Origin of the sequence: Streptomyces griseosporeus (assembly GCF_014656055.1) — a bacterium.
In the GTDB taxonomy this organism is placed as follows: domain Bacteria; phylum Actinomycetota; class Actinomycetes; order Streptomycetales; family Streptomycetaceae; genus Streptomyces; species Streptomyces griseosporeus.
Genome location: NZ_BNBR01000006.1, coordinates 447,286 through 468,327, shown reverse-complemented (window position 1 = coordinate 468,327; position 21,042 = coordinate 447,286). Strand labels below are relative to the sequence as shown.

At 70.5% G+C, this 21,042-nt stretch carries 20 protein-coding genes; 8 read left to right on the top strand and 12 right to left on the bottom strand.

Annotated elements, in window-relative coordinates:
- Positions 1-377: 377 nt before the first annotated feature.
- Together IE308_RS28720 and IE308_RS28715 are read left to right on the top strand one after the other, a co-directional pair.
- Positions 378-1,004 carry a hypothetical protein gene (locus IE308_RS28720; RefSeq protein ID WP_190220139.1) on the top strand — a complete coding sequence of 209 codons (627 nt, stop codon included), beginning with the start codon at positions 378-380 and terminating at the stop codon, positions 1,002-1,004.
- Between the two features lie 506 nt (positions 1,005-1,510).
- Complete coding sequence (locus tag IE308_RS28715; protein WP_190220138.1) at positions 1,511-2,110, top strand: three-fingered domain-containing protein; 600 nt, start codon at positions 1,511-1,513, stop codon at positions 2,108-2,110.
- Between the two features lie 340 nt (positions 2,111-2,450).
- Here the strand turns inward: IE308_RS28715 and IE308_RS28710 are convergent, their stop codons facing one another.
- A complete protein-coding gene (locus tag IE308_RS28710) occupies positions 2,451-3,839 on the bottom strand; it encodes a protein kinase domain-containing protein (RefSeq protein ID WP_190220137.1) in 1,389 nt (462 codons plus the stop codon).
- A gap of 559 nt (positions 3,840-4,398) precedes the next feature.
- Between IE308_RS28710 and IE308_RS28705 the strand changes: the two genes are divergently transcribed.
- Both IE308_RS28705 and IE308_RS28700 read left to right on the top strand, forming a co-directional pair.
- The gene (locus tag IE308_RS28705; RefSeq protein ID WP_190220136.1) at positions 4,399-5,496 is read left to right on the top strand and encodes a DUF1152 domain-containing protein; all 1,098 of its coding nucleotides are present in this window, start codon (positions 4,399-4,401) and stop codon (positions 5,494-5,496) included.
- 322 nt (positions 5,497-5,818) lie between these two features.
- A complete protein-coding gene (locus IE308_RS28700) occupies positions 5,819-6,787 on the top strand; it encodes a helix-turn-helix transcriptional regulator (RefSeq protein WP_190220135.1) in 969 nt (322 codons plus the stop codon).
- Positions 6,788-6,848: 61 nt separating this feature from the next.
- On the opposite strand, the gene IE308_RS28695 is transcribed toward IE308_RS28700, so the two are convergent.
- Genes IE308_RS28695 through IE308_RS28665 form a run of 7 tightly spaced genes read right to left on the bottom strand, consistent with a single transcriptional unit; the run spans position 6,849 to position 13,646 of the window.
- On the bottom strand, positions 6,849-7,832 hold the full coding sequence (locus tag IE308_RS28695; protein ID WP_190220134.1) for an aldo/keto reductase: 984 nt from the start codon (positions 7,830-7,832) through the stop codon (positions 6,849-6,851).
- A 44-nt stretch (positions 7,833-7,876) separates the two neighbouring features.
- Positions 7,877-9,502: a vanadium-dependent haloperoxidase gene (locus IE308_RS28690; protein WP_229909203.1), complete on the bottom strand. Its 1,626-nt coding sequence runs from the start codon at positions 9,500-9,502 to the stop codon at positions 7,877-7,879.
- The gene (locus IE308_RS28685; RefSeq protein ID WP_110628919.1) at positions 9,499-10,206 is read right to left on the bottom strand and encodes an AAA family ATPase; all 708 of its coding nucleotides are present in this window, start codon (positions 10,204-10,206) and stop codon (positions 9,499-9,501) included. The genes IE308_RS28690 and IE308_RS28685 overlap by 4 nt, the downstream gene beginning before the upstream one ends.
- A 1-nt stretch (position 10,207) precedes the next feature.
- Positions 10,208-11,275 carry an AvrD family protein gene (locus IE308_RS28680; protein ID WP_190220133.1) on the bottom strand — a complete coding sequence of 356 codons (1,068 nt, stop codon included), beginning with the start codon at positions 11,273-11,275 and terminating at the stop codon, positions 10,208-10,210.
- Between the two features lie 3 nt (positions 11,276-11,278).
- Positions 11,279-11,575, bottom strand: a complete 297-nt coding sequence (locus IE308_RS28675) for an acyl carrier protein (protein WP_190220132.1) — start codon at positions 11,573-11,575, stop codon at positions 11,279-11,281.
- On the bottom strand, positions 11,569-12,306 hold the full coding sequence (locus IE308_RS28670) for an SDR family NAD(P)-dependent oxidoreductase (RefSeq protein ID WP_110628916.1): 738 nt from the start codon (positions 12,304-12,306) through the stop codon (positions 11,569-11,571). The genes IE308_RS28675 and IE308_RS28670 overlap by 7 nt, the downstream gene beginning before the upstream one ends.
- Positions 12,303-13,646 carry a class I adenylate-forming enzyme family protein gene (locus tag IE308_RS28665; protein ID WP_190220131.1) on the bottom strand — a complete coding sequence of 448 codons (1,344 nt, stop codon included), beginning with the start codon at positions 13,644-13,646 and terminating at the stop codon, positions 12,303-12,305. Before IE308_RS28665 ends, IE308_RS28670 begins: the two co-directional genes overlap by 4 nt.
- A 130-nt stretch (positions 13,647-13,776) precedes the next feature.
- Here IE308_RS28665 and IE308_RS28660 point away from each other — a divergent pair, with 130 nt between their 5' ends.
- Entirely contained in the window at positions 13,777-14,706 is a 930-nt protein-coding gene (locus tag IE308_RS28660) for an NADP-dependent oxidoreductase (protein ID WP_110628914.1), read from the top strand.
- A 61-nt stretch (positions 14,707-14,767) separates the two neighbouring features.
- On the opposite strand, the gene IE308_RS28655 is transcribed toward IE308_RS28660, so the two are convergent.
- The 3 genes from IE308_RS28655 to phoU form a co-directional block, all read right to left on the bottom strand.
- Complete coding sequence (locus IE308_RS28655; RefSeq protein WP_229909201.1) at positions 14,768-15,349, bottom strand: hypothetical protein; 582 nt, start codon at positions 15,347-15,349, stop codon at positions 14,768-14,770.
- Positions 15,350-15,547: 198 nt separating this feature from the next.
- Entirely contained in the window at positions 15,548-15,796 is a 249-nt protein-coding gene (locus IE308_RS28650; RefSeq protein WP_110628913.1) for an SCO4226 family nickel-binding protein, read from the bottom strand.
- A 442-nt stretch (positions 15,797-16,238) separates the two neighbouring features.
- Positions 16,239-16,928, bottom strand: a complete 690-nt coding sequence (gene phoU / locus IE308_RS28645) for a phosphate signaling complex protein PhoU (protein WP_110628911.1) — start codon at positions 16,926-16,928, stop codon at positions 16,239-16,241.
- A gap of 237 nt (positions 16,929-17,165) precedes the next feature.
- On the opposite strand from phoU, the gene phoR reads away from it, so the two are divergent.
- Both phoR and phoP read left to right on the top strand, forming a co-directional pair.
- Complete coding sequence (gene phoR, locus IE308_RS28640) at positions 17,166-18,458, top strand: two-component system sensor histidine kinase PhoR (protein WP_110628910.1); 1,293 nt, start codon at positions 17,166-17,168, stop codon at positions 18,456-18,458.
- Entirely contained in the window at positions 18,455-19,135 is a 681-nt protein-coding gene (phoP, locus tag IE308_RS28635; protein ID WP_190220130.1) for a two-component system response regulator PhoP, read from the top strand. The genes phoR and phoP overlap by 4 nt, the downstream gene beginning before the upstream one ends.
- Positions 19,136-19,218: 83 nt before the next feature.
- Here phoP and IE308_RS28630 read toward each other — a convergent pair whose 3' ends face one another.
- Positions 19,219-19,878 carry a copper chaperone PCu(A)C domain-containing protein gene (locus IE308_RS28630; protein ID WP_190220129.1) on the bottom strand — a complete coding sequence of 220 codons (660 nt, stop codon included), beginning with the start codon at positions 19,876-19,878 and terminating at the stop codon, positions 19,219-19,221.
- Between the two features lie 656 nt (positions 19,879-20,534).
- On the opposite strand from IE308_RS28630, the gene IE308_RS28625 reads away from it, so the two are divergent.
- Positions 20,535-21,017: a CarD family transcriptional regulator gene (locus IE308_RS28625; RefSeq protein ID WP_003953493.1), complete on the top strand. Its 483-nt coding sequence runs from the start codon at positions 20,535-20,537 to the stop codon at positions 21,015-21,017.
- The last annotated feature ends 25 nt before the right edge of the window (positions 21,018-21,042 follow it).

Genomic DNA, 21,042 nt, shown 5'->3' with positions numbered 1-21,042 from the left:
ATGGTCGGTGAGGACCTTTCGGGCTTTTATTTTTAGAGGGTTCTGGTGTCTTTTGATTAGATATGCGCATAGGGCAGTGATTGCCGCAAATGCAATTGCCCCCAGTGCGCCGGCCAGGGTGTCACTGGCAAAGGTTCCAAAATTCACATCCCGAGCATATCCGAACTGAGCCCCTTCGGCTGCTTACGCCGAGAACTAGGCCTGTGTTGCGCCCGTTGTGATGACTACCTGTTCGCGAACATACAGGCGAAGATAGGGTGCGCGCTCTCCCAGCAGCGTTGTCTGCGCGATGCCGTGGCTAGATCGCTCCCTTGTGTGCCGTTCGTGTACGTGTCACACAGTTGAAAGGCGGGTGATCGGGCGAGGGGGGGCGCTTCATGTCTGTGCGGGGTCGTGAGCCGGTAGGACCGTCGGACTGGGCGGTTGAGCGGTTCGGGCGGCATGCCGGCGCGCTCGCCGCTGCTGTTCCGCTACAACTGGCCAGGGCGCACGCCAAGGCTCATGCGGCGCACATAGCGGCAGGGCTGAAGAAGCGGAGCCCCTACGGTGTCGCCCTTGCCGGGGCTGTGCGTGAGGGCCTGGCGGACGCGGCGCGGGAGCTGGGGGAGTCCGTGCGGGATGTCCGGGGGTACGAGTACGCCGTGATCAACGAGCACGCGCTCTTCCCCTTCAGGTACGCAGACAAGCCGCGGCCCCTGGATCGTGCGCGGTTGCCTGCCAACGCGTCCCCCACCCGGCAGCGGCTGTTCCGGGCCCACGGGCCGCAGGCTCCAGACGGGCTGTTCGAGGTCGATGCTGGCCTGGCGACGGAGGAGTACCTGGGCCTGCACGAGGCATTCGAGGAGCTGGGGGCCTCCACGAGGCTCGTCTGCGTGTTCTTCACGGCCGACGCGGAGAACGGCATCCACGTCATTCACTGGGGAGAGGCCCACCTCGAACCGGACCGGACCTTCAGGTGGCTCCACAAGGAACAGCTCCCAGTCGCTCCCTTGCCACTTGAGTGACCGGTGTCGGTGCGGCGCAGCAGCTTTTGATCCCCGCTCCCGGCTCGGCTCAGCCCTGGGCCGTCCCTGGGCCGTGCGAGGGTGCCCGAGGTCGACCAACGGCGACCGGCAGTGACAGGTGTGTCGCGGCCGTCTGCGGCGAAAGGCCAGGTCAGAGGGCCGGAACCATACGGGTTTCCCCCCAGGGGCGGCGGTCAGGCAAGATGGGGCGCTTCTCCCCATGAGGGACCTAGCATGGCGCGACGGTCATCCTCGGCTGATTCACCTTTTTACCGCGGCTGACAGGCTCTGACACCACTATGCGTCTCGTGCAACTAGAACAAGCTGTAGCGGCAACGAGCGCTCTAACCACCCTCATCACGGTGCCTGCCACTCTGCTCGCTGCCCACTGGACCAGACGTAGCGCAGACAAGGCCGCTAATGCGACGGTGGCGGCAGGCCTTGATCAATCTCAGGCCACAGTGGCGGCTGCCCAACTCCAGGAGCGTGCGTTACGGGAGGAGTCCTTGGAGAGTGCACGTCGCTCGGCCTATGCCGACTTCCTGAGTGCGGTAGACGTCTTCGTCCGGATCGTCACCGCGCTACCAGACATGCCTCGCGCTTCACGGCGAGAACTGCTCGATCAGAAGGCGACCGCCGTGGTGCAGGCCCGGGCTGGCGTTGCCGTTCTGGGGCCGCCGCCAGTTCTCAGTCAAGCGGAGAGGGTGGCCGAGCAGTGCGCCCAATTGGAGAAGTTGGCACTTCGCAGAGCTGTGCTGAGATCGGCGATCAGTGCCCTGGAGGACGCTTGGTGCCCTCGCAACGCCGAGTGGTGCCAGGACCCACACCACAACTCCGCGCACGTGGCCTGGGGGCTCTTATGCGAGTGGGGGCGTCTGGAGGATGAGGAGCGGTGGGAGAAGCTCGACCTCTTGGAGTTCACCTTGCAGGAGAGTCACGCCTTGGATGCGGAACAGGTCAAGCACGTAATGGAAGTGGCCAACTGTGTTGCGTTCTGGGACGAGATGATCGGTGGCTTCGTCCGAGACCCACTGCTGGAGCGTTTTCAGGCAGTCCGGGATAGCTTCGCCGACGTCGCGTATGGCTCCCTCGACCTTGTTGCATAGATACGAGGCCTATCCCTGTACGACGTGATGCTTTGCGTGGCCTGGGCACTCTGTGTCTGAACACTGAGCCCGGCTCTGGGCCGTCCTGGGGCCGTCCGAGGCTGCTCGACAGCAGCCAACAACGACAAAGAGTGACTCCGCAGCCGCGTTCTAATACGGCGCTAACCAGCAGAAACGCAGCTCATCAAGATCCCCGGCAAGACCCAGGGTAAGAAGAAGTAGACGCCCATGTCATTGGCCCCCTGCCTGCGGGTTCTCCGCGGAGGGGGCTTTTCGCTGTCTGTAGGCCGTCGCTCCGGGGCGGGCTCCTGACGCGGGTGTGCCCCGGGCGGGTCGGCCTCTACCGCGTCGGGCTCGGCTTGGGGGGTGCGCCGGTGGCCTTGCCCTTCGAGGGCCGCGGTGACGCGGGCGCCGTGCCGGTGGTCGGCGATGCCGCAGGTGTCGTCTGGGTCGGGCCGGTGGCGCCGGTCGCGGTCGGCGTGGATGGTGACGCCGATCCGGGCGGCCGGTGACTCGTGTGCGGTGCGGAGGCGCCGCGGCTCGAACCCGGGGCGGCCGCCGGATCAGGGGCGCCGAGTGTCCTGGAAGCGGGCTGGGCGTGGGAGCCGGTCGTCGCGGCCGCGGGATCGGACGCACCGGATGTCCCGGAAGGGGGCTGAGTGCCGTGAGACCGGGTGGGGGGAGGGGCGCCGGGTCCGCTCTTCGCTGTCGCGGTACCGGAGGGCGGGTGTGCGGGGGTTGTGGCGGGTGTCCCTGCGTTCCGGTCGGCGCTTTCGCTGGTGCTCGATGTGGCGGCAAGAGTCGCGCCCAGGGCCACGGAGAGGGCCAGGGCCGTGCCCGCCGCCAGACGACGGCCGTGGCGCGTGCCGCCGGGGAGGCCGCGCCGGGTGACGACCGCATCCTGGGAGCGTATGTGCTCCTTCGTCCCGGGGGGAGTGGCCGGCGGCGTCGGAAGGGCCGACCCGGAGGGCGCCGGGAGCGGCAGGGGGTAGGGGGCAGGCCCGGTGTGCCGGGAGGCGAGGGCTTGTGCGCACTGCTCGGCGTCCGGGCGGGCCTCGGGGTCCTGGGCGGTCATGGCCCGCAGCAGGGCCGCGAGTTCCGGGGGGAGCCAGGCGGGGACGTCGGGTGGGCGGTGCAGGCGGGCGACGGTCGCCTCCAAGGGGGTGCCCTGGTACTCCAGTTCCCCTTTCAGGCACTCCAGCAGGACCAGGCCGAGCGCGTAGACGTCGGCGGCCGGCCCGATCTGCCGGCCCTTGACCTGCTCTGGTGCCAGGTAGGCGGCGGTCCCTATCAGTACGTCCGGTGCCGTGTGGCGGGTGGCGTTGGCCAGGCGCGCGATGCCGAAGTCGGCGAGGTGAGGAGCGCCGGCCGTGTCGAGGAGGATATTCGACGGTTTGATGTCCCGGTGCACGACGCCGGACTGGTGGACATACGCCAGCACCCGGGCGAGGGCGGCGCCCACCTCCACCACACGCCGCTCGGGCAGCGCTCCGGACGCCAGAATGCCGCGCAGCGTGGGGCCTTCGATCAGTTGCATGACCAGGTAGGTGCGGTCGTCGTGGCGGCCGGCGTCGTAGACGGTGACCAGTCCTGGGTGCTGCAGGCGGGCCAGAAGGACGGCCTCCGCGGTGAGACGGTCCTCCGTCTGCGGGTCCGGGCCGGGCCGGAACACCTTGACGGCCACGGACCGCCGAAGGCGCGTGTCGACGCCCTCGTACACGTCGGCCATGCCTCCCGAGCCGATTCTGGCGCCCAAACGGTAGCGGCCGGAAAGGAGTTCGCCGGGCTGCTCCTCCGCTGGGACCAGCGTCGGCGTCGGCGGGGCTGCTGTTTGGCGGGCCTTCATCTGGTTCTCCGTTGCTGTCACCGCGTACCGGACTCGGCCATGGGCCATGCTGTGGGGCGGGTACCCGCAGCCTCTGCCGGATATCCGGCCCAAGTCGAGACGGCGACGAAACGGCCCCGCTTGCCCGTGGCGGGAGCTTTGCGGAGGATCCCCTGCTGCGCAGGCCAGGGGACCTGTCAGCGTGTAGATGACGTCGTCCGGGCCGGTGATCGGCTCGCCGCAGGCCGCCCGGCACATTCGGAGTGAACAGCTCACCGGGGATCGTCTCCCGGCTCCTTGCGCCGGCGTGTCTGCGCCAGTTGCTCGTGGTGGTCACAGGGCGTTGAGGACTCGGGCCAGGCGTCCCGCGTGGCCGACCGCCACACGCTCAATGCGAAGGGAAAGCGGGGAGCGCAGCGTGTGTGGCGCGTAAATGTATCTCTTTGCCTCCTACGCTGGCGTCATGACGAGGCTGATCGTCGCGGCCGGCGGTGGAGGCGATGCCGTTGCCGCCGCCATGCTGCACGCCGCCCTGTACGGCGGCGAGGAACCGGCCGTGATCCTCACCTATGCCTGGGACCGGCTGGTCGTCGATCCTGTGCCCGGGCCGCGTAGCACGAGCGACTTTGAGGGGCTTGCCCCCCTGACCTCCGCCGTGCGGACCGTGCCCGCGAGTGCTCGGCCCGTTGCGCCCACCCGGTCCACGCTGCCGCGTCTGGCGGCGGAGCTTCCGCACACCTTCGCGCTGCTCGATCCGCAGCGGGGCGTTGAGGGTGTTACGCGGCAGCTGGAGGAAGTCGTGCGCCAATTGGAGCCCGAGTCGATCGATCTCCTCGACGTCGGTGGGGACATTCTCGCGCAGGGCGGCGAGCCGACGCTGAAGAGTCCGCTCGCCGATGCCCTTACCCTGGCCGCCGCGTGCCAGGTCAATGCGTCCGTGCGGTTGCTGGTGGCCGGGCCGGGGCTGGATGGCGAGCTTCCGCCGGATGCGCTGCGGCCACTCCTCGGGCCTGTCGTCCACACCTTCACGGCGACGGACGTCGAGCCGGTGAGCAGCGTTCTGGAGTGGCATCCCTCCGAGGTGGCCGCCATGCTCGCCGCCACCGCCCGAGGGGTTCGGGGCAGCTGTGAGGTGCGCGATGCCGGGCCGGCCGTGGCGCTCACGGACGAGGGACCGAGGGTTCACGCTGTCGACCTGGACGAAGCGGTGAACCGGAACCGCCTCGCCCGCGCCATCATGACCACCGCCGCCTTGGACGAGGTCGAGGCGTACGCCCGCGAAATCTGCGGGATCTCCGAGATCGACCACGAACGGGAGAAGGCCGCCCGGTTGAGCGAGCAGCCGCCCGTGGAGATCGACGCCGACGTGGTGTCGGCGCAGCTCGACCGGTTCGAGGCGGAAGCGCGGCGCCGTGGCGTCACCCATACGACATTTCGGCGGCTTACGGAGGCCTTGAATCTCCCCGGTTCCCAGCGCGAGGCGCTGCGACGCCTGGTCATCGACAGCCGCCCGGAGCAGTATGAACCTCCCTTGTGGCGTGTCACCGCCACGCCTGAGTAACTGATCCCGTGGACTGCACCTGACACCTGACACCTGACACCGTGGCCCTCACCCCCGCAAGAACTCCGGCTCCGGCCACGCCCGCGCCCCCCGTGTCCGAAACGTGGGCAACATCACGGTCAAACCTTGGTCTTTTCGGCCTGAGTTGTACATGCCCGAGGGGAAGCTTCGTCTGTGCCTTCGGCAGCGCGCTGTGCAGTGTCGGCTCGGTCGCACGCAAGCAAGGGGGCTTCGCTGCGAGGGGCGTTCCCGTTCGCTGTGCACGCGCTCCGGATCACGTAGAACACAGGCCGCCGCTGGGGAAGCGCGGCCGGAATGGGGGGTGCAGATCGTGTACGCGATCACCGGAAAGTCGGCGGAGGCCAAGGCCCCGCCGCGCGGAGCGGGAGAGGTACCGGAAGAGGGGGCGGCGGCTGCGAAGCCGGCCGCCGGGGCGGTCGGGACCGGCAGCGGCAGGTCCTCGTCCTCCGAGGCCCGTCGCCGCAAGGAACTGCGGGACTTCCTGGTCAACCGGCGCGGCCGGCTGACGCCCGGCGACGTCGGGATCCCGCACTACGGACGCCGGAGGACGCCCGGGCTGCGGCGCGAGGAAGTCGCCTTCCTGGCCGGAGTCAGCGCCTCCTGGTACCAGTGGCTGGAACAGGGCCGGAACATCTCCGTGTCCCCGCAGGTGCTCGACGCCATCACCAAGGTGCTCCGGCTCGACCAGGCCGAGCGCACCTACCTGTATGTGCTGGCCGGTCTGAATCCGCCGCTGCCTCTCAGTTCTGAGCCGCTCGAAGTGGATGTCATGCTGGCGCGTCTTACCGAGAACAACCTGCCGTACCCGGCGTTCGTCGTCGACCCGTACTGGAACCTGGTCACCGCCAACCAGGCGACGTACGACCTGCTCGGGTACCGGAAAACCGACCGGAACTCGCTCGTCACCTTCTTCACCAGCCCCCTGGTGCGCTCCCGCGTCCTCAACTGGGCCGAACTCGCGCCCTGGATCGTCGCCCAGTACCGGTACGGGATGACCACCCGGCCCGGTGACCTCGGGTTCGAGATCGTCGTCGGTGAACTGACCAAGAAGAGCCCGGAGTTCGCCGAACTGTGGGCCCGGCACGACGTGCGGGCCGAAGGGGTCAACGTCAAGGTCGTCGACCATCCCGAGCTGGGGGTGCTGCACTTCGACGTCACCAGGATGCGCATCCCGCAGTTCCCCGACCTGCTGATCGTCCTCTACAACCCGCGGCCCGAGCAGGAGACCGGCGTGGACACCCGCGGCATCCTCAACGCCGCCCACCTGTAGGCACAGAGAAGGGTGCCCCCGTCGTACCAGGGGCACCCCTCGCCGTCCCTCACACCACCGCTCAGCCGTTCAGCGTCGCCATCATCGGCGCCGGGTAGCGGTCGCCCACCGCCGAACCGGGCGCGAACACCGCCGACAGCTCCGCGATCTCCGTGTCGGTCAGCGCGATGTCCAGCGCCGCGCTGTTCTCGTCCACCCGCTGCGGGCGCGTCGTGCCGGGGATCGGCACGATGCCCTCGGCCGGGCGCAGCACCCACGCCAGCGCGACCTGCGCGGGCGTCACGCCCCGCTCCCCGGCGATCTCCTGCAGCCGGCGCAGCAGGCCCCGGTTGGCGTCGAGGTTGTCGCCCTGGAAGCGCGGCGCGATCCGCCGGAAGTCGTTCTCCGCGAGGCTGTCCAGCGAGGAGATCGTGCCGGTGAGGAAGCCGCGGCCGAGCGGGCTGTACGCCACGAAGCCGATGCCCAGCTCCTTCAGCGTCGGCAGCACCTCCTCCTCGGCGTCCCGCGTCCACAGCGAGTACTCGCTCTGCACGGCCGTGATCGGGTGGACGGCGTGCGCCCGCCGGATCGTCTGCGCCGACGCCTCGCACAGGCCGAGGTAGCGCACCTTGCCCTCGGCGACCAGCTCGGCCATCACGCCGACGGTCTCCTCGACCGGCACGCGCGGGTCGACCCGGTGCTGGTAGTAAAGGTCGATGTAGTCGGTGCCGAGCCGCTTCAGCGAGCCCTCGACGGCCCAGCGCACGGTCTCCGGGCGGCCGTCGGGGATCCGCGGCGGCGTCTCGGTGGAGTAGCTGCCGAACTTGGTCGCGACGATCACCTCGTCGCGGCGGCCGGCGATGGCCCGCCCGATCAGCGTCTCGTTGGTCTCGGGGCCGTAGTGGTCGGAGGAGTCGAGGAAGTCGACCCCCAGCTCCAGCGCCCGCTCGATCGTGGCGATCGACCGCGACTCCTCGACCGAGCCGTACCCGAACGTCATGCCCATGCAGCCGAGGCCGACCGCCGAGACCTCGAGGCCCTGCGTTCCCAGTTGCGTCTTCCGCATCGTCTTTTCTCTGCTTCCTTCGGCGTGAACAGCGTGAGCGGGGATCAGATGGTGACGGCCGTGCCGTCGAAGCAGGTGACGGAGAAGCCGCCACCCTCGTTGAACAGCGGCTTCTGCTCGCGCAGCAGCTCCAGGGCGATCGTCTCGCCGAGCGTGTACGCCGCCGTGTTGTCGGTGCGGTAGTGGACGCCCGAGGCGGCCCGGCCCGCGCCGATGTTGGCCGCGAGCTTGTTCAGCTCGCCGCCGATGGTCAGGGAGTCCTGGCCGGCGCCCGTGTACGGCACCAGGGACTTGCCGTCGGCGCTCGGCACGACCGGGTCGGTGAGGACGTACGACTCGTCGAACCAGGCCTTGAGGACGGTCGTGCACGCGCCCGCGACCGTCGCGTGCCCGCTCTGGTACGACGGGCTCATCGGGGAGCCCTCCGGGAAGGACAGCGGCAGCAGGTACGAGCCGGTCGCCGCGCGCGTCCGCTCCAGCACCTCCGAGCGCAGGATCTCCTCGTGGAGCAGGCCGGTGTAGCGGCCGGGGCTGCGCCGCAGGTGCACCTCGATACGGCCGCCGAAGGCCTCCGGGCGGGCCCGCCGGTGGACGTAGAACTGCTGGTACTCGGTGTGCTTGATGGCCCGGATCGCCGCCTCGGCCAGCAGTGACACCAGGTGCGGGGTGCCGTACGTCGGGAAGCCCATCTGGTTCTTCGACGTCAGGTAGGGGTTGCCCCGGTCCTGTACGGCGGCCTGCGGCAGCGCCAGCAGGATCAGCGCGGCGTTCAGGTAGGCCTGGTACAGGACGTCGAAGTGGGTGTAGTGGGCCAGGTCGCGGGGCGTCTGGAGGTAGCGGGTGCCGGCGAAGTCCCGCTGGGTGGAGCGGGCCGCGCCGCGCTGGAGGGCGAGCCACTCCGCGAAGTCGGTGCCGTGGTCGACGCCGGGAGCGACGGTGTCGTGCAGCTGCGGGACGCGCAGGGTGCCGTACTGGACGGTCCGCAGCAGGAACTGCGAGACGAACGGGCCGGTCAGATCGGCCGGGGTGTTCCCGCGGAACAGGGTCTGCGGGGTGATCCCGCCGCCCTGCTTGGGCGCGTGGATGTCGGAGTACGTGGACAGGTCGGCGGCCGCAGCGGCGGCGAGCGGTGAGTCCTCGAAGTCGGTGAACTTCACGTCCCGCAGCATCGCCAGCCAGTACAGCTCGGCCATCTCGGCGGCGCCCTGCGCGCTGTCCATGCGCGGGGCGGGCGGCACGACCAGCTTGAACGGGTCGGGTCCGGCGAGGTCGTAGGCGAGCCCGCCCTGCGGGCCGAGCTGCTTGCGCTCGCCCGCCGAGGGGATCGCCTCGAAGTCGGCGGGGTTGCCGGTCGTGAGGGCGTGGATCAGCCGGGCGTACGCGGTGACGTCGACCTCGCCGAGGTCGTTGTGCGGCAGGCCCTTCGAGTAGCTGGCGATCTTGGAGGGGAGGGACTCCTCGCCGTTGACCGGGTGGTCGGGCAGCGTGGCCGGGTAGTCCCGCTCGGCGGCCCGCTGGCGCAGCTTGCGGCCGGTGCGGGAGCGCTCGCTGTACGCCGACGAGGTCGCCGCGTCCGCGCCGTACGCGGCGTGGGCCTCCAGGGGCAGGCCGAGGCCGGCCGTGAGTGCCGCGGTGGAGACGAGGAGGCGTCTGCGGTTGAGAGCGTTCATGCCGCTGCCGCCCGTTCCGTCTCCAGGCGGAAGTCCTGGGCGTCGTACTCGCGCTTGCCGAGGGCGAGGGCCTCCTCGATGCTCATCACGGGGGTCAGGCCGAGCACCGCGGTGATCTTCTCCATGCGCTCGGGCATCGTGCCGCTGATCCGGTGCAGCGGGATGCCCAGCTCCCGCACGGTGTCCAGGAGCATGCGGTCGATGGTGTCGCGGAAGCCCTTGTTCATCGGGCGGTGGCCGTCCGAGGTGATCTCCAGCTCGTGCTCCAGGTGGATGAAGACGTCGTACGTCTCCTGCACGTGCCGGCGGAACGCCTTGCCGTACTCGTCGACGACCTCGCCGAAGAACCGCATCTCGGGGGTGACCTCGGGGGCGAGGCCGCCGTCGTTGGCGGCGGTGGCGTTGGGGTTCATGCCGTGGCGGACGCGGGCGGCGCCGTACAGCCACTCCTGCAGGGAGGAGCCGTCGGAGAGGAACGAGTCGCCGAGCCGGGCCTCGGCGACCGCGCGGCCGCAGTGCCGGCGCAGCATCAGGTGCAGGAACTCGGCGGGGGTGACCTCGGCGAGCGCCTTGCCGGGGACGGCCTCCGGCAGGATCTCGCGGATGGTCTTGGCGAGGGTGCGGGGCAGGCCCAGGTAGTGGGAGAGGGCCATGACCGTGGAGGTCTTGCCCGCGGAGTAGGTACCGGATACGGAGATCTTCATGTCAGGCCCTCGGGGTCGGGTCGGCGGCGGCCGCGGCGGCGGCGAACGGCGGGAGTTCGTGGGCGAAGGAGCACTGCATCTCGTAGCCGCCCAGGCGGGCGCTGATCGCGACGTCCCGCCACAGGCCGCCGCGCAGCGGGACCAGCCAGCTGCCGGTGAGGGCGGCCTCGGCGGTGGCCGGCCGGTCCGCCGGGTGGGCGGGGCCGGTGGCGGTCAGCACGGTCTGCTGCATCCACAGGGTGTTGCTGTCCTGGCGGCGGATGCCGTCCAGCTCGTACATCAGGACCTGGATGAGCTGCAGGTTCGTCACGAAGCAGTCGACCGGGGTCAGTTCGCCGGCCAGGCGCTCGCCGTCGAGACCGGCGGTGACGGCGTCGGCGTATCCCGGCAGGTCGTGCGCGGCGACGGTCGCGGTGGCGGTCAGTTCGGCCACGTCGGCGCGTACGTCGGTGACCGTGTGGCTGCGGAGCTTGAAGCCGTCGCCGTAGTAGCGGGCGGCGGCCGGGCCGAGGACGTCGTCGAGGGAGGCGTACGTCCCCTCCCCGCGCGGCTCGTCCGCGACGGCGTGCTCGATCTCGTACCGGGCCGTCATCACCCCGACGTGCGCGGTGAACGTCGACACGTGCCCGCCGGCGGCCGCCGGGTCCTGGTGGGTGCGGCGCAGTTCGGCGCCCGCGGTGAGGCCGGTCAGCTCCTCCTGCGGGGTGGTCCCCGCCTTCAGCGTGATCTTGCGGACGCGGGCCCGGCGACGGTCGGCGGCGCCCAGCCGGTGCACGTGGGCGAGGTACGCCTCGCACAGCTGGATGCCGATCACCAGCATGTCGACGGTGCTGACGTGCGGGAACAGGTCGGTGGAGGCCTTCTTCTTCGACCAGTCGCGCGGGTAGGCGAGCGAGACGCGGGCGCTCACGCCCGGACGGTCGCCGGTGGCGGTGCCGGTGGATATCCGTAAGTCGTCGACGGTGTGTTCGGCGCGCCGGTAGCCGGCGGAGAAGAAGCGGGTGGCGGACGGGCCGAGGTAGTCGTCGACCGAGGGCAGGTGCAGCAGGGTCGTCGTCGCCGTGGACATGGCTCAGGCCTCCGTACGGGCGCTCAGCGCCTGCTCGTACGCCCCGGCCAGGGCGCCCACGGTGCGCAGCGCGACGAAGTCGCCGCCCTGGCTGAACGGGTCGACGCCGAGGGCGCGCTCCAGCTTGATGATGAGCCGGGCGAAGGCGAGGGAGTTGAGGCCGAGCGCGCTCAGCTCGGTGTCGGCGGTCAGCTCGCCCAGCTCGTCGACGGTGTCCTCGTCGAGGATCGCGACGATCTCCTGGACGACCGTGGCCTGCACGTCGGTGGTCCGCGTGTCGGTCAGCGTGTTGCTCAGCATGTGATTCCTCCGTCGATGACGAGCCGCTGACCGGTGACGAAACCGGCCCGCGGAGAAGCCAGGAACAGCACGGCGTCGGCGACCTCGGCCCGGTCGCCCAGCCGGCCGAGGGGGGTGCGGCGCTGGATGCGCTCGCGGTACTCCGGGCCGACGCCCTCGGTCATGTCCGAGTCGAAGAAGCCGGGCACGACCGTGTTGACGCGGATGCCGGCCGGGCCCAGTTCGCGGGCGAGGCTGTGGGTCAGCCCGTCCAGGCCCGCCTTGGCCGCGCTGTAGGCGGCCACACCCCGGTAGCCGCGCACGGCGTTGACCGAGGAGATGTTGATGATCTGGCCGCCGCCGGAGGCCACCATGGACCGGGCGGCCACCTGCGCCAGCACCACCGGCGAGGTCAGGTTGGCGGTGACGAGGTCCTCCGCCCGCCGCGGCGGCATCGTCACGAACAGGCCCTGCTCCAGCACGCCCGCGTTGTTGACGAGCAGGTCGATCCGGCCGAACCGGTCGATCGCGGCCTTGCCCGCCGCCCGCACGGTCTCGGGCCGCAGCAGGTCGGCCTCGGTCCAGAAGAACCGGTCGGGCTCGGCCTTCAGGGTCTGCTCGACGAAGTCGCCGGCGGTGCGGCTGAAGGTGGCGACCTGCCAGCCCTCCGCCAGCAGCCGCGTCACCAGGGTCTGCCCGAGGCCCCGGCTGCCGCCGCTGACGAGGGCGACACCGGCCGTCGTGTCGCTCACGCCGCGCTCCTGAGCTTCTTGAAGCGGTCGGAGTGCTGGTCGGCCTGCGAGACCTGCACGATCAGGGGCACCTTGTACGGCTCCAGGCGGGCCGCGCAGTGGTCCTGCACGCGGGCCGCGACGGCGTCCTCGTCCTCCGGGCGCACCAGCTTCACCGTGGCCTGCACGACCATGCCGGTGACCGGGCTGGGCCGGCCGGAGACGGTGACGTCGGCGATGTTGCCGGCCTCCAGGACGACGTTCTCGACCTCGGCCGGGTAGACCTTCTCGCCGCCCACGTTGATGATCTCGGAGCGGCGGCCGAGGATCCGCAGGTACTCGCCCTCCACCACCACCATGTCCTGGGTGTTGAAGTAGCCGTCCTCGTCGAAGGGGGCGGGCGCGTTGAGGTAGCCGAGCATGGCCATCTCGGAGCGGACCCACAGCACCCCGTCGACGATCTTGTAGTCGAAGCCGCTGCCGCCGAGCCTGACCCACAGCGAGGAGTCGTCCTTGGACCGGGTCGGCAGGATGCCCAGCTCCGACAGGCCGTACGTCTGCTTCAGCCGCACCTCGGGCAGCGCCTCGTGCACGGCGAGCAGCGTCTGCTCGGGCATCGGCTCGGTGCCGTACGTCACCAGGCGCAGCGAGGACGCGTCGTGGCGGCGGACGGCGCCGGAGACCACGGCCATGGTGAGGAAGGTCGGCGTGGTCGGCAGCACCTCCACCCGGTGTGCCTCGATCGCGGCGAAGACGCTGTCCGGGGTGCGTTCGGCGACGGTGACGACCGCGCCGCCGTGGACCAGCGTGTGCAGCAGGGTGTTGACGCCGCCGATGTGGTCGAGGTTGAGGAAGGACAGCGTCCGCGCGGGCCGGCCGCCCCGGTAGCGGGCGAGGACCTTGGTGAAGTCCAGCACGGAGGCCTTGCTGCGGCCGGTGGTGCCGGAGCTGAACAGCACCAGGCCGGGGTGCCGCTCGCGGCGCAGCGCGGTGAACAGCTCGTGGCCGGCGGTGCGGCCGGTGGTGGTGATGGTCCAGCCGGCCTCGCTGCCGTCGAGCGTGATGACCGCCTCAACCTCGGCGATCTCATGGAACTCGGCCCGCTTGGCGTCCGGCAGCGTGACCAGCGGGACGATGATCGCGCCGGTCTCGATGAGGGCGACGAGCGCGGCGCAGGCCTGCGGCGAGTACGCCGACTCCAGCGCGACGACCTGCCCCGGGCGGATGCCGTACTCGTTCAGCCGGGCCCGCCACTTCTCGACGCCGGTCAGCAGCGTCCGATAACTCGTGCTCTGCCCATGGAAGATGATCGCCTCTCGGTCCTCGTGCGACCGCAGCGCCTCTGTCAGTGACTGGATCATGTCTCGATCGTGCTGGCCGCGAAGAGGGCCAGGAAGTGGGTGCGGATCCTGGTGTCACGGCCACCACCTACGCCGCCCGCCCGCGCCCTACGGTGACGGAACCACCCCGTCTTCTTCCCTGAGGAGCACCATGCGCGCGATCAGCCAGCAGCGGTACGGAGGCCTGGACGTCCTGCAGGAGGTGGACCTGCCGGTGCCGCAGCCCGGACCCGGTCAGATCCTCGTGCGGGTACGGGCCGCGGGCGTCAACCCGACCGACTGGAAGAACCGGGCCCGCCGGGTGTGGTTCGAGCAGCCGCCGCGGGTCCTCGGCTGGGACCTGTCGGGCACGGTGGAGCAGGTCGGCTTCGGCGTCACCCTGTTCCGGCCGGGCGACGAGGTGTTCGGCATGCTGCCCTACCCGCACGGGGTCGGCTCGCACGCCGAGTACGCCGTCGGACCGGCCCGCGCCTTCGCGGCCAAGCCGGACGAGATCGACCATGTCCAGGCCGGAGCGCTGCCGTTGGCCGCGCTGACGGCGTATCAGGCGCTGGTCGACACCGCCGACGTGCGGCCCGGGCAGCATGTGCTGATCCACGCGGCGGCGGGCGGGGTCGGTCACCTGGCGGTGCAGATCGCCAAGCATCTGGGCGCCCGGGTCACCGGTACGGCGAGCGCGGCCAAGCACGACTTCGTCCGCTCGCTGGGCGCCGACGAGGTCGTCGACTACCGCACCACCGACTTCCGTGACGTGGTGCGGGACGTGGACGTGGCGCTGGTGCCGATGACGGACGCCACCCGGATCCGCACGGTGGAGGTACTGCGGCCGGGCGGCACGCTGGTCGCCCTGCTGCCGGGCGCGACGGAGGAGGAGCTGGCCGCCTGCGCCGACCGGGGCGTCCGGTACGCCGCCATGCTGGTGGAGCACGACCACACCGGCATGACGGCCGTCGCCGACCTGGCCCGCAAGGGCGCCCTGCGGGCCCACGTGCAGGAGGTCATCCCCCTGTCGGAGGCGGCGCGGGCCCACGCCCTGGGCGAAGAGGGCCATGTGACGGGCAAGTTGGTCCTGGTGCCCTGACCGTTGACCCGGACACCGCCGAGCCCGTCCTCCGGCGGACGACGGGACTTCCGCGACAGGCCTAGCGCTGACTGTTGCGGAACCCGATGAGCACGGCTCCCCACCAGCAGACCTGGGACACCAGGGCGGTCCCGGCTCCCCAGGCGAGGAGGCGGCCGGTGAGCGGGGTGCCCGTCTCGTCCCGCATCCGCCGGTTCAGGACGCCGGCCTGCAGGCCGTTGAGGGTGAGGGCGAGGACCAGTCCCAGCTTCACGCGGGTGAGGACGGAGCCGAGGTCCGGGTGGAGCAGCGCGCCGCTGGCCACCAGGCCGACGAGGCCGGCCCAGATCGGGGCGTGCAGGCGTCCGGTCGTGGTGAGGGCGTCGCGCAGGCTGCACCGGCCGGTCAGGAACAGCAGCGCGTAGTAGTCGGCGACGAGCACCGCGCCGAAGCCGAGCACCAGCGCGGCGAGATGGAGGAACAGGGCCGCGCTGTGCAGGGCGGCGTCGGCGTGCAGGTGCAGGGAGACCCAGGCGCAGGCGGCGATGCCGAGGCAGGCGGCCAGTGCGCCGGCCGCGACCGTCCACCAGGTGTCGTACAGCCCCAGGCGGCGGGTGGCCGCGGCCGACGGGGGCACGGATGTCTCCGAGGGCAGGACGGACACAGGGGGCTCCTAGGACGTACATAGCAAGATTTAGGTAAGCCTCACCTAAGAGCATTTCCCGGTCAAGGCCGAAAGCCGCTGATCGCCCGGCCGCGACCCAAGCGTGACCAGTATGTGTCGCCCACGCGACCGCAGCGCGGGCGCGCGCGACGGGGACGGCGCCGGCGTGCCGTCCCCGTTCCGGTGGGTCTCGTGTGGTCAGACCTGCAGCGGTACCGCGTGCACCTCGTCCGCCTTGTGGCCCGCGCGTTCGTGGATGCGCTGGACCGCCTCGGCCGAGGGGGCCTCGGAGAGGCAGTAGACCGTGCCGGTCTCCGGGTCGGCCCAGGCCCGCTCGAAGTGGACGCCCTCGTCCTTCTCGATGGCGAGGTCCGCCTCGTGGGCCTGCTTCAGCTGGTCGGCCGTGATGCCCTTCATGCCACGGTGGATGTCCATGTACCGAGCCATCCCCGCACCTCCTTCCGTGCCGTCCCGCCCTGTCCTTTCCTCCCCTCATCCTGCGCCCCACCGGTCTCCACGGCGACCGCGCGGCCACGACGACGAAGGGCCCCGGCGCGCAGAACGCACCCGGGCCCTCGTCGTCGTACCGGCGGCTACGCCACCACCCTCAGCCGCACTGGCACGGATTGCCCGACTGGCAACCGCACCCGCACCCCGAACCGCACCCGCACGCGCCGATCAGCATCAGGTTCCTGATCTCGGCGGGCTGCTCGGTCGGGCGTTCCTGCGTGGGGTCGGGCGGGGTGCTGGGGGTGCTGGGGGATTCGGCCATGGTCCCTCCTCGGCTGGTGCCTGTGCCCATTGCATGCCCGCCCGGCTGGGCGCATCAACGGCGCACATCAGCGCACCGCCCCAGGCACGCGCCCCCGAACACCACCCGGAGCGGGGCTCAGGCGCCCTCCACCCCCGTCACCGTCTGCGTGTCCTGCTGCAGCTCGTCCGCGTGCTCACCCGTCACCAGGTACACCACCCGCTTGGCCACCGCGACCGCGTGGTCGGCGTACCGCTCGTAGTAGCGGCCCAGCAGCGTCACGTCCACCGCCGTCTCGATGCCGTGCTTCCACCGCTCGTCGATCAGGTGCTGGAAGAGCGTGCGGTGCAGCAGGTCCATCGCGTCGTCGTCCTGCTCCAGCTGCAGCGCCAGGTCGACGTCCTTGGTGATGATCACCTCCGCGGCCTTCGCCATCAGGCGCTGCGCGAGCTGCCCCATCTCCAGGATCGTCGCGTGCAGGTCCTGCGGCACCGCCCGCTCCGGGAACCGCAGCCGCGCCAGCTTCGCCACATGCTGGGCGAGGTCGCCCGAGCGCTCCAGGTCGGCGCTCATCCGCAGCGACGTCACGACGATCCGCAGATCCGTCGCCACCGGCTGCTGCCGGGCCAGCAGCGCTATCGCCCGCGCCTCCAGGCCGTGCTGCAGCTCGTCGACCTTCTGGTCGGCCTCGATCACGCTCTCGGCCAGCTTCAGGTCGGCGTCGAGGATCGCCGTCGTGGCGCGCCCGATCGCCGAGCCGACCAGCCGGGCCATCTCCACCAGACCGTCGCCGATCGAATCCAGTTCCTCGTGGTACGCGTCCCGCATCAGGGTCCCTCTCTCACGTGTGCGCCGGGGGTTCCGGTACGGCGGTTTCCCGTACGTCTTCTCAGGTTTGTCGACGGGGCTCAGAACCCCACGCTCCCACGTTCGACGCCGTACGCGTCGGATTCCGTCACCCCAAATGAACCGGTACTGGCTCCCAGGTGAACTCTGGGCGACGAGTGTTCGAGGTCGCACCCGGACGGCTGTGGGCAGCCCGCATCCCGTGCCTAACCTGGAGCCATGGACGTGAACGCGGCGGTCGCCGCAGCGGCAGCGATCGCCGGGGTGCTCACCGGTGTCATCGCCATGCTGGCGTTCCGCTGGAGCGAGCGGGAGCTGAAGCGCCCGACCCGCACCTCTTTGCACACAGACCCGGTGCTCCCGCCCGGCGTCGACACCGTCCTGTCCGTGCTCCGCTCCTCCGCCGTCGTCCTCGACGAGGCGGACGGCGTCGTCAAGGCCAGCTCGGCGGCGTACGCCCTCGGTCTGGTCCGCGGCGGCAAACTGGCCGTCGAGCCCATGCTCCAGATGGCCCGGGACACGCGACGCGACGGTGAGATACGCCAGGTCGAGCTGGACCTGCCCCGGCGCGGCACCGGCCGCGGGGAGGCGCTCGCCGTCTCCGCGCGCGTCGCCCCGCTCGGCTCACGGCTCGTGCTGCTCCTCGTGGAGGACCTCACCGAGGCCCGCCGGATCGAGGCCGTACGACGCGACTTCGTCGCCAACGTGAGCCACGAGCTGAAGACGCCCGTCGGCGCGCTCTCCCTGCTGTCCGAGGCCGTCATGGACGCCTCCGACGACCCGGAGGCCGTGCAGCGCTTCGCCGGCCGCATGCAGATCGAGGCGACCCGGCTGACCAACCTCGTGCAGGAGCTGATCGACCTCTCCCGCGTGCAGAACGACGACCCGCTGGAGGACGCCGAACCCGTCGGCGTCGACGAACTGGTCAACGAGGCCATCGACCGCTGCCGCCACCAGGCCGGCACCAAGAACATCACCATGACCGCGGGCGGTACGGCCGACCTGCGGGTGTGGGGCAACCGCGGCCAGCTCGCCGCCGCGCTCGGCAACCTCGTCGAGAACGCCGTCAACTACTCCCCGGCCCGCACCCGCGTCGGCATCGCCGCCCGCCGGGTGACCGCGCCCGGCGGGGACATGATCGAGATCGCCGTGACCGACCAGGGCATCGGCATCTCCGACAAGGACAAGGAGCGCATCTTCGAGCGCTTCTACCGGGTCGACCCGGCCCGGTCCCGGGCCACCGGCGGCACCGGCCTCGGCCTGGCCATCGTCAAGCACGTGGTCGCCTCGCACGGCGGGGAGGTCACGGTGTGGAGCGCCGAGGGACAGGGCTCCACCTTCACGCTGCGCCTGCCGGAGGCGGGAGCGGCCCGCGACCGGGACCGCGCCCTGCAGCACCCCGCCCTCGACGACGAGGCGGGCACCCGCCGCACCACCTCTGCCTCATCCACTGCGTCACCCCCTGATCCGACCGCGTACGAAACGCTTTCCGCCCCGGAGGTCCTTCCGTGACCCGTGTGCTCGTCGTCGAGGACGAGGAGTCCTTCTCCGACGCCCTGTCGTACATGCTCCGCAAGGAGGGCTTCGAGGTGGCCGTCGCGGCCACCGGACCCGACGGACTCGACGAGTTCGAGCGCAACGGCGCCGACCTCGTCCTCCTCGACCTGATGCTGCCGGGGCTGCCCGGCACGGAGGTGTGCCGTCAGCTGCGCGGCCGCTCCAACGTCCCCGTGATCATGGTGACCGCCAAGGACAGCGAGATCGACAAGGTCGTCGGCCTGGAGATAGGGGCCGACGACTACGTCACCAAGCCCTTCTCCTCCCGTGAGCTGGTCGCCCGCATCCGCGCCGTCCTGCGCCGCCGCGGCGAGCCGGAGGAGGTGACCCCGACCGCGCTGGAGGCCGGCCCGGTCCGCATGGACGTCGACCGGCACGTGGTCACCGTCGGCGGCTCCAAGGTCGACCTGCCGCTGAAGGAGTTCGACCTGCTGGAGATGCTGCTGCGCAACGCCGGCCGGGTGCTCACCCGCATGCAGCTCATCGACCGCGTCTGGGGCGCCGACTACGTCGGGGACACCAAGACCCTCGACGTCCACGTCAAGCGGCTGCGCGCCAAGATCGAGCCGGACCCGGGCGCCCCGCGCTACCTGGTGACCGTGCGCGGCCTCGGCTACAAGTTCGAGCCGTAGACACCGCGGGGCGGACACGCCGGTACGCCGGAAGGGCGGGACCTCACGGAGAGGTCCCGCCCTTCCGGCGTATCCAAGGTGTCTCAGTGACCGGCCGACTCCGAGGCCGACGCGGACGCCGAAGCGCTGGCGGAGGCCTGGTCGGTCGGGGTGCCGGAGGCGGAGGCCGACGGCTTGCCCGAGGCGGACTCGGACGGCTTGCCGGAGGGCGCCTCGGCGGACGCGCTTGGCACCTCGCTCGGGCCGTACTCGGAGAAGTAGCTCTCGGCCGGGACGACGAACGCGTCCAGCGCCACGTCACCGGTCTTGCTGAAGGTGAAGGTGACCTTCTGCACGTTGCCGTCCCGCACCGCCTCGTGGCCGCTCTCCACGGTGGCCACGGCGTTGCCCTTGCCGCCGATGACGACGGAGCCGCCGGCCGGGACGGTCAGCTTGCCGCCCTTGGGAGCCTTGATCTCGGCGGGCTGGTCGACACCGGCCACCTTGATCGCGTCCAGCGTCTGGGCGGTGTCACCGGTGTTGAAGACGGTGGCGGAGATCGCCGCCGGACCCGTCGACTCACGCTCGGGCTGGGTGACGACCACGGCGTTCTGGATCTTGATGTCGCCGACGCTGGTGGCCGCGTTGTCCGGCTTGATCTGGAGCGTCTGCGAGTCGTTCCCGGCGCCGCAGGCGGCCAGCGAGGCGATGGAGACGGCGATGACGGAGGCGGCGAGGGCGCCGCGTCGAAGGCTGCTGCTCACGGCGGCGGCAACTCCTTGAACGCAGGGACAGAGCGGCGCGTGTCACAAAGCCGCCCTAAGGGTCTGTCAGCGGCCTTAGGTTACCGAGCCGTCCCCCGGCCGCCGCACCCGACCCTCCCCCGGGCGTTCCGGCTTCCCTCGTGCAGGCGCGCGAGGCGGCGCGATCACCTCCGCCACAACTGACCCATCAGTCACTTTGACCGGCCACCGGTCCGCCATTCACATAAGTCGCCGCCGGTCTCACCTGCGCTGTCGCGCGGATTTTCCGTGAAGGAATGCGCGGCCCTCCGGTGCCGCTGTCCGGGAATTGATCAACGCGGGTAGCGTCCGGCCTTGTGCGGTGCCCGTGATCAATTCCGGATTCGGCGCGTATCCACCTCCGGGACACCGAACGGAGTAGCGGAAGTCGCACATCCGGAACCGGACATTTGGGGACGTTCGGCCGCCTGAGGGAGCCTCCGGATGCGTGTAACGTACGCGTTTCACCTCCCCCGCACAGCCGCTCCGACCTGCGAATACCCGCTTCCGCTCGGCCCGCGCAGCACGTTCCTGTTGCTGTTGTCAAGCCCCGAGATATGCCCTGACCTGCGAAAACGCCATTCAGAAGACGCCGTATCCGTGTTACCCTGGATAGCCACGGAAGGGGTACCTGTCACATGACGTTCAAGGTTGGCGACACCGTGGTCTATCCCCATCACGGGGCCGCGCTGATCGAGGCCATCGAAACTCGCCAGATCAAAGGCGTGGACAAGACCTACTTGGTGCTGAAGGTCGCCCAGGGTGACCTGACGGTACGTGTGCCAGCGGACAATGCGGAGTTCGTCGGCGTGCGTGATGTGGTCGGTCAGGACGGGCTGGACCGGGTCTTCGAGGTGCTGCGCGCGCCGTACGCCGAGGAGCCCACGAACTGGTCGCGTCGCTACAAGGCAAATCTGGAGAAGCTCGCCTCCGGCGATGTCATCAAGGTCGCGGAAGTCGTGCGCGACCTGTGGCGTCGCGAGCGCGAGCGCGGACTCTCCGCAGGTGAGAAGCGCATGCTCGCCAAGGCCCGGCAGATCCTGGTGAGCGAGCTGGCCCTCGCGGAGAACACGAACGAGGACAAGGCCGAGGCCCTGCTCGACGAGGTCCTCGCGTCCTGACGCCGGCGCAGGCCGCTCAGTACCT